At 38.8% G+C, this 6,593-nt stretch carries 6 protein-coding genes; all 6 read right to left on the bottom strand.

All coding sequences use genetic code 11. The features are described from left to right. Positions 1 to 375: 375 nt before the first annotated feature. Genes F3D68_RS09260 through F3D68_RS09235 form a run of 6 tightly spaced genes read right to left on the bottom strand, consistent with a single transcriptional unit; the run spans position 376 to position 6,590 of the window. A complete protein-coding gene (locus F3D68_RS09260) occupies positions 376 to 2,097 on the bottom strand; it encodes a BatD family protein (RefSeq protein WP_191092780.1) in 1,722 nt (573 codons plus the stop codon). Continuing rightward, on the bottom strand, positions 2,090 to 3,187 hold the full coding sequence (locus F3D68_RS09255; protein WP_151194154.1) for a hypothetical protein: 1,098 nt from the start codon (positions 3,185 to 3,187) through the stop codon (positions 2,090 to 2,092). The genes F3D68_RS09260 and F3D68_RS09255 overlap by 8 nt, the downstream gene beginning before the upstream one ends. Then, the gene (locus tag F3D68_RS09250) at positions 3,178 to 4,200 is read right to left on the bottom strand and encodes a vWA domain-containing protein (RefSeq protein WP_151194153.1); all 1,023 of its coding nucleotides are present in this window, start codon (positions 4,198 to 4,200) and stop codon (positions 3,178 to 3,180) included. Before F3D68_RS09250 ends, F3D68_RS09255 begins: the two co-directional genes overlap by 10 nt. Next, complete coding sequence (locus F3D68_RS09245) at positions 4,197 to 5,204, bottom strand: vWA domain-containing protein (RefSeq protein WP_191092779.1); 1,008 nt, start codon at positions 5,202 to 5,204, stop codon at positions 4,197 to 4,199. The genes F3D68_RS09250 and F3D68_RS09245 overlap by 4 nt, the downstream gene beginning before the upstream one ends. Further along, the gene (locus tag F3D68_RS09240) at positions 5,201 to 5,671 is read right to left on the bottom strand and encodes a DUF4381 domain-containing protein (RefSeq protein ID WP_151194151.1); all 471 of its coding nucleotides are present in this window, start codon (positions 5,669 to 5,671) and stop codon (positions 5,201 to 5,203) included. The genes F3D68_RS09245 and F3D68_RS09240 overlap by 4 nt, the downstream gene beginning before the upstream one ends. Then, positions 5,661 to 6,590 carry a DUF58 domain-containing protein gene (locus F3D68_RS09235; protein WP_151194150.1) on the bottom strand — a complete coding sequence of 310 codons (930 nt, stop codon included), beginning with the start codon at positions 6,588 to 6,590 and terminating at the stop codon, positions 5,661 to 5,663. Before F3D68_RS09235 ends, F3D68_RS09240 begins: the two co-directional genes overlap by 11 nt. Positions 6,591 to 6,593: the final 3 nt, after the last annotated feature.

Genomic DNA, 6,593 nt, shown 5'->3' with positions numbered 1-6,593 from the left:
CACTAAAGCCTGATTTAGCAGCGCAGCCAATCTGGGTGAGTTTATCTTCTTGTCTGAGTTTCATGTATAGCTTTACCTGTTCTGTTGTGACTCGTTTTCTTGCCATACCTTAATCTTAATTATCTGCAGCTTTATTGATTAAGGAATAGCCTACATGATTCAACCGGCAATTCTAGTTGTCGTGATCGGTAAAGCTAATTGTCACCTAATAGTTCCATAAAAATTGAACCATGAAAAATCATCACTATGATGAGTTATTCATACTCAATAATCAGATAAAAATAATGCTACCCGCAAAATATTATTGATACCCCACATAAAAAGATATCTTTTTATAGCAAATTTTCGTGTAAAAAAAATACAGATTTACAAGATCTACTTTGGATAAAATGACGCCAATACTTCTTGATCTTTATCACTCATGATCTTGTATGATTTGATATGTTGATACAATTCACTATATTCCACAAACTCACCTTTAGCATATAGCGCTTTGTTTATAGCAGTAAGCATTAGCTTAAGCGCTTTATCATCAACAACAGAAGCAACATCCATTGCACTGTAAAAGCTTTGATTGAATAAAGCATTACCCCAAGAGACAATTGCATGATTGACAGCGACTAGATCCTTATGATCACATGCTTTTTTAATATCTTTAAGCGCCTGATTGATATCCGGCTTTTCAATTGATGTTTGTTTATCTGAAGTTAGTGATACTTTCTTAGATCTAAACTTGCTAATAACCATAAGCAATACAATCAATGTAACTAACCATAAGATCGCAAAGATAATCGCTAACACCATCCATAGTTTGCTATGTACTACCTTAATGACTGTCTTTGCTGGCTGTGCTGCAGAAGCTGAATTTATCGCACTGTTTTGCACAGGTGTTACCACTTTGCCTGATAATACTTTAAAGGTTTGGGCGGGCAAAATGGCTGTTTGCATGGTCTGTGATTTCACATCAAACCAATGCACTGCAATCTTTGGAAACTCAATAACACCCTTCTCAGTTGGGATATAAGCAACCTTAAAGACTTTACTTGCTGCAGGTAGGTTATTCTCTACATAATCTTTGCTTTGCGCTTTATCTGGATATGCATTCACACTATCAGCATGTGGAAAGGTTAAATTAGGTAAACTAGCTGCTTCTACACCTGTTGCCGTTAATACAATCGTGCGCGTTACTGGCTCGCCAACAGTTAGCTCATTGGAATCACTTGACCAACTGTCTTTTAACGTAGCTGAATTGGCAGGCAACCAATCATTAATGTCAACATTTTGAGGAATTGGCTTCACATGCAACGTTAATGGATTTGACTTCACCAATATTGGCTTAGCACTTTGCATGGCAAAAAATGAATTGGGATTGTTTTGTAAAACCGCTGCCTGAATGATGCTTTGTGGAATAGTAATCTCACCCGCTTGACTGGCTGTAATTAAAAACTGTTGCTCAACCACATTATAGGTTTTGCCATTTTGTTGTGCTTGATATTGGCTATTTTTGCCAAAAGGCTCAATCGTTGCATTCGCTAATTGCAGTGGCTGCATACTTAAATTAGACAATGGCTCTGCATAATATAGTTTCAAGGTGTAGAGCACAGGTGTGTTAACGTACGCACTATCACTTGAAAGAGACGCATCCAAAAAGACATTTGCCGTTTGTTTACCATGAGCTCCTTGTGCTGCTTTAGTTACCGCAATTGTCAATGGCTTGGTTTGCTCACTACCAACAGTTAACGCTGGAATGGTGATGTTTCCAGTTTTTTTAGGTAATAAAGTCACAATATACGAAATATCCGACGTGCTTTTGCCATTAATAACGCTGGTCTGACTACTGGTGCTGGTACCATAAACATCAAAGTCCTGCTTCAATGGCGCCAAATCAGGTTGTTCATTCATATCATCAAGCTTAATCGTTAATGTCAAACTTTCACCATCTGCCACCTGTGTGCGATCAACTGATGCAGACACCGCAGCATGCAATGATTGCACCATAAACATAAATAAAGCAGGTATAAGTATAAGAATGCTGATTGTTCTTTTGATTTTTTCCATTTTGTATGTCTTATTTATTCTGCTGATAAATCTAATCATTATTCCCTCCATTTTGCGAGGTTTGACGTCGCTCATAATCTCTTAAGAATTTCTGCTTCAATAATCCACCTGGGTCATCTGGAATCTGTGACAAAATGGCATCAACCTTCTTCTGACGCAGTGCATCTTCACGCGCTTGGGCACTTGAAACCGCTACCTTTTGTGACGGATCATGATCATCTTCTTTGTCTTTGTCTTTCTCTTTTGCTAATGCCTGAGAACGTTCATCTTTTTGATTTTTATCATTATCTTTGTTTTTCTCACTTTGAGCACTTTGAGTGTTTTCAGTCGATGATTTATTATCTTGTTGCTCTTTTTGACCGTTTTGACCTTTTTGTTTTCTTTGCTCTTGCTGCTGATCTATATTCTGTTGATCATTGCTACGATCACTTTGACTCTGCTCATTTTTCTTATTTTGCTCATTTCTTTGACTATCTTTATCACTCTGTTGTTGATTAGCATGTGACTGATCTTGTTGATTTTGTTGATCTTTTTGATTCTGATTATTTTTATTACTTTGTTCATCTTGCTGATTTTTCTGATCACTATTTTGTTGACCCTGCTGACTTTGATCTTTTTGATCTTGCTTATTATTTTGATTGTTTTGACTGTTTTTCGTATTCTGTTGTTTATTCTGCTGATCTTTATTCTCTTTATTTTGAGAATTTTTCTGATCCTGCTTTTGCTGATTATTTTGTTGCTGTTGTTGCTTTAATAAATTCTCAATATACTCAAGGTTCGCTTTAGCGTCAGCAAAGTCGCTTTTTTTGGCTAAAGCCGCTTTATATGCTGCTATTGCTTTTTGATATTCATGCAATTGCGCTAAAGCATTGCCCTGATTATAGAGCCCAACTGCCGAGTTATCTTTCTCAAAAGCACTTAATGCTGCTTTATAATCTTGAGCACGATACAATGCCGCACCTTGCCAGCGACTATCACTAAACATCGCTGCTGCTTCTTTGTTTTTGTGCTCATTAAATAAGTTCTCAGCCTGTTGATTTTTATTCAACCACAGATCCTGCCAGGTGTTTGCCAACAACAGTGTCGGCAATAATAACACGACAACCCCACTGATACGTTTTACCGACATACTCTCTCCAACCAACCTTTTCGTGCAATCAATGCCACCACAATAATCAATAACCAAATAAACCAATGTCCTTCATCTTTCCACAATGCATTGGCTTTTTGTGCTTCTGTTTTTTGTGTCTTGCCATCACCATCATGGCTTAGCATTTTTGTGACATCCTGATCATTATCGGTAATTAAGCTAAATTGCCCATCACCTAAGCTTGCAAGTGTTTGCAATTCAGTAGCATTCATATTAGCAAATACAATTTGTCCCTTTTTATCAGTAACAAAACCGCCATCGCTATTTTTGATTGGTCCACCTTGTGCTGTACCAATCGCTAATACAGACGTTTTAATACCCTCTTTTGCTAGGTTTTTAGATTCTCTTAATGCTGCAGGTGACGGTGTACTATCAGTAACTAAAACAATCTGACCGTGAGCAAATCCCGCCTGTTTGATGAGTTTTGCTGATTCTACTAATGCTTTTTGGATATTATCACCAGCAATGGGTACAACGCTTGAATCCAGTGAGGGCACCATATTAGCAATCGTATTGCTATCAGCCGTCAAGGGCGATACCACAAAGGGCTCACTCGAAAATACGATCATTCCTGTTTGCCCCTCTTTAATCGATTTAAGTAAATCCAACACCTTAAAGCGTGCTCGCTCTAAACGCGTAGGCGGCACATCATTAGCATTCATGGTTTGAGAGACATCTAAGGCAATCACACGTGCTGCCACCTTTTGATAAACCGGTTGCGGGTACTGTGACCATGTTGGTCCTGCCAATGCAACAATGCCAATACACCACAATAAGAAAATCATCACTGGTAACATCCGAGTTTTACGTGCCTGCTGCCCGACTAATAGGTGCTTTAATAAGTGTGGATCACAATGCGCACTCCAGTTATTGCCACTGCTCTTGACTCTTAAGATCATAATGAGTAGAACAATCGCTGGAATGATCAACAAGAACCACCACGGACGTAAAAAGTGAAATGAATTAAATAAGTGGAAATCGATGGAACTCATATGACACTCCTTTGACTTCTTTTAACCCATAACAATGCCAAAATAAAGCTTAAGATCATCGCAGCTCCCAAAGTCCAGGGATAAAATGGTGTTATCGGACGAATGGTGATTTTATCGGATTTCACCGGCTCCAACTGATTAATTTTATTATAAATCGCTTGCAACTCTTTACCATCTTCAGCACGGAAGAACTCACCACCGGTCATCTGGGCAATTTTTTTCAAGCCATCAATATCCAAATCACTTGATGGATTAACAACTTGTGGACCAAACATCGTCTGCATCGTCATCTGCTTTGCGCCCAAACCAATGGTGTAAATTTTGATATGCTCATCTTTGGCAAGCTTAGCTGCCGTATCAGGATCAATAACACCGGCGTTATTGCCACCATCGGTCAAAAGAATAAGCGCGCGTGATTGTTTGGGATAATGCATCAATTGCTTAATCGCAAGACCAATTGCATCACCTATTGCCGTTTGAATGCCCGCAATACCGACGGTCGCATCATTAAGCATTTGTCCAACGGTTTTGCGATCAAAGGTTAATGGCGTTTGCAAATAAGGTTTAGAACCAAATAAGATAAGTCCCAAACGATCGCCTTCTCGCTTTTGAATAAACTCATTGGCAACCGTTTTCACCAAATCAATCCTTGACTCAGCCTTGCCATTGACCATCATATCTGGTGTACGCATACTGCCTGATAAATCAACTGCCAACATCAAATCACGACCTGTTTGTGGCAAAGTTAATGGCGCACCTAACCATTGCACACCAGCGCCTGAAACGACCAATAAGAACCAAATGATAAGTAACAAATATTTAAACCATGACAAATGAAGTGTTCGTTTAGCCTCACCTTCAGCCATTGTTTGTTGCAATGAGGTATAAAACGGAATCTTAAGCCCTTTTTTTGCATCACTATTGTTTATCCTTGGTAACACAAAACGAAAGATAATAGGTAATAAGAGTAAAACAAAAATCCAAGGATAAGCGATGGTCATCATAACACTTTCCTTAACCATTTTTTCGTTAATATAATGAGCGCTTGCTGCTCATCAATACTGACTTCTTTTAATCTATAGCTATCTAATAATAAACGCCCATCACCTTGACTAAAATCATCTGTTTTAAGCTGCTGATCCAGAAACTTCAACCAATCTTCATCAAAGTATAGATGTGCATTATCCACTTTAAGCTCTTGCATAATAACTCGCTTTATAAAAATAGAAACCTCTGATATAAAAGCCTGTGGTTTTTCTGACTGAGTAGCTTGTATCGTTTGATCAAACATCTTTATTATTGTTTGCTTGTGACGGTATCCCTTAATCTTTTTGGCTAAGAACCATATCAACAACGCAATCACAACTAAGATAATAACAGCCAAAATATACCAACCCACTGCCAGAGGCCAAATCGATACCGCAGGCGGAAGATGAATGTCTTTTAGCCCCGCTAATACATCAGTAGCCATAGCGCATTACTCCATGATTCAAGGTTTTAACCACATCATCATTCGTTGCTAATGCGACAAACTGCATATTATATTTGCTTGATAGTGCTTTGACCCTATCTAGGCGCTGATTAAATGGCTCGGCATAGCGCTTATGCACATCTTTGTCCGCGGCATTTAGCTCCAAGAAATGCAACTGCCCATCACTAAAGCAGTATTGCCCCCTATCAGGTAAACTCGCTTCTAATGGATCATAAGTAAATACTTGGATGATCTCACTCTTGCGATTAATTAATTTCAAATACTGTTCAGCTTCATCATCAAAATGCACAAAGTCACTGATCACAATCACAACACTGCCACTTTTAAGTGTTTTTGATAGATTCTTCAGTGTCATTGCCATTGAATGACTATTTGATGGTCTTAGCATATTATCTGGGTCACTCAGGCATTTGAAAAACTTCAATAAATGCGTGCGACTACGTGCTGGTGTTAACTGATATAAACCTTCATCGGCAAATACCACACCACCGACTTGTTCATGATGATTCAATGCTGCCCAACCTAATAATGCACATACCTTAGCGGCTAGTACACTTTTAAAACAAACGCGCGTTCCAAATTGCATCGATGCGGTTTGATCGACGATAAAATAAATCGCTCGTTCTCTTTCTTCCTTATACACTTTGGTATAGGGTTTGCCTAAGCGCGCAGTTAACGGCCAATGCATTAAACGAATATCATCACCTGGCTGGTAATGCCGGACCTCTTCAAAGTCCATTCCTCGCCCTCTGGCGCGTGAGACATGTTGACCGACCTGATTGGTATTAACCCGTTGACTATTAAAAAATTGAATATTTTGCGCCTGAAAACGCAAACTCAATAATTCATTAATATCTGCCGTTATACCTTGTTGATCACTTGTGTTTTTTAAACTCATGAG

The organism is Cysteiniphilum sp. JM-1, assembly GCF_008711525.1.
In the GTDB taxonomy this organism is placed as follows: Bacteria; Pseudomonadota; Gammaproteobacteria; order Francisellales; family Francisellaceae; genus Caedibacter.
This window is presented reverse-complemented; position numbering and strand designations above follow the sequence as displayed.

Coding starts and splice junctions, on each gene's coding strand:
- F3D68_RS09260 (WP_191092780.1), bottom strand. CDS start 2,097: ATGATTAGATTTATCAGCAGAATAAATAAGACATACAAAATGGAAAAA.
- F3D68_RS09255 (WP_151194154.1), bottom strand. CDS start 3,187: ATGTCGGTAAAACGTATCAGTGGGGTTGTCGTGTTATTATTGCCGACA.
- F3D68_RS09250 (WP_151194153.1), bottom strand. CDS start 4,200: ATGAGTTCCATCGATTTCCACTTATTTAATTCATTTCACTTTTTACGT.
- F3D68_RS09245 (WP_191092779.1), bottom strand. CDS start 5,204: ATGATGACCATCGCTTATCCTTGGATTTTTGTTTTACTCTTATTACCT.
- F3D68_RS09240 (WP_151194151.1), bottom strand. CDS start 5,671: ATGGCTACTGATGTATTAGCGGGGCTAAAAGACATTCATCTTCCGCCT.
- F3D68_RS09235 (WP_151194150.1), bottom strand. CDS start 6,590: ATGAGTTTAAAAAACACAAGTGATCAACAAGGTATAACGGCAGATATT.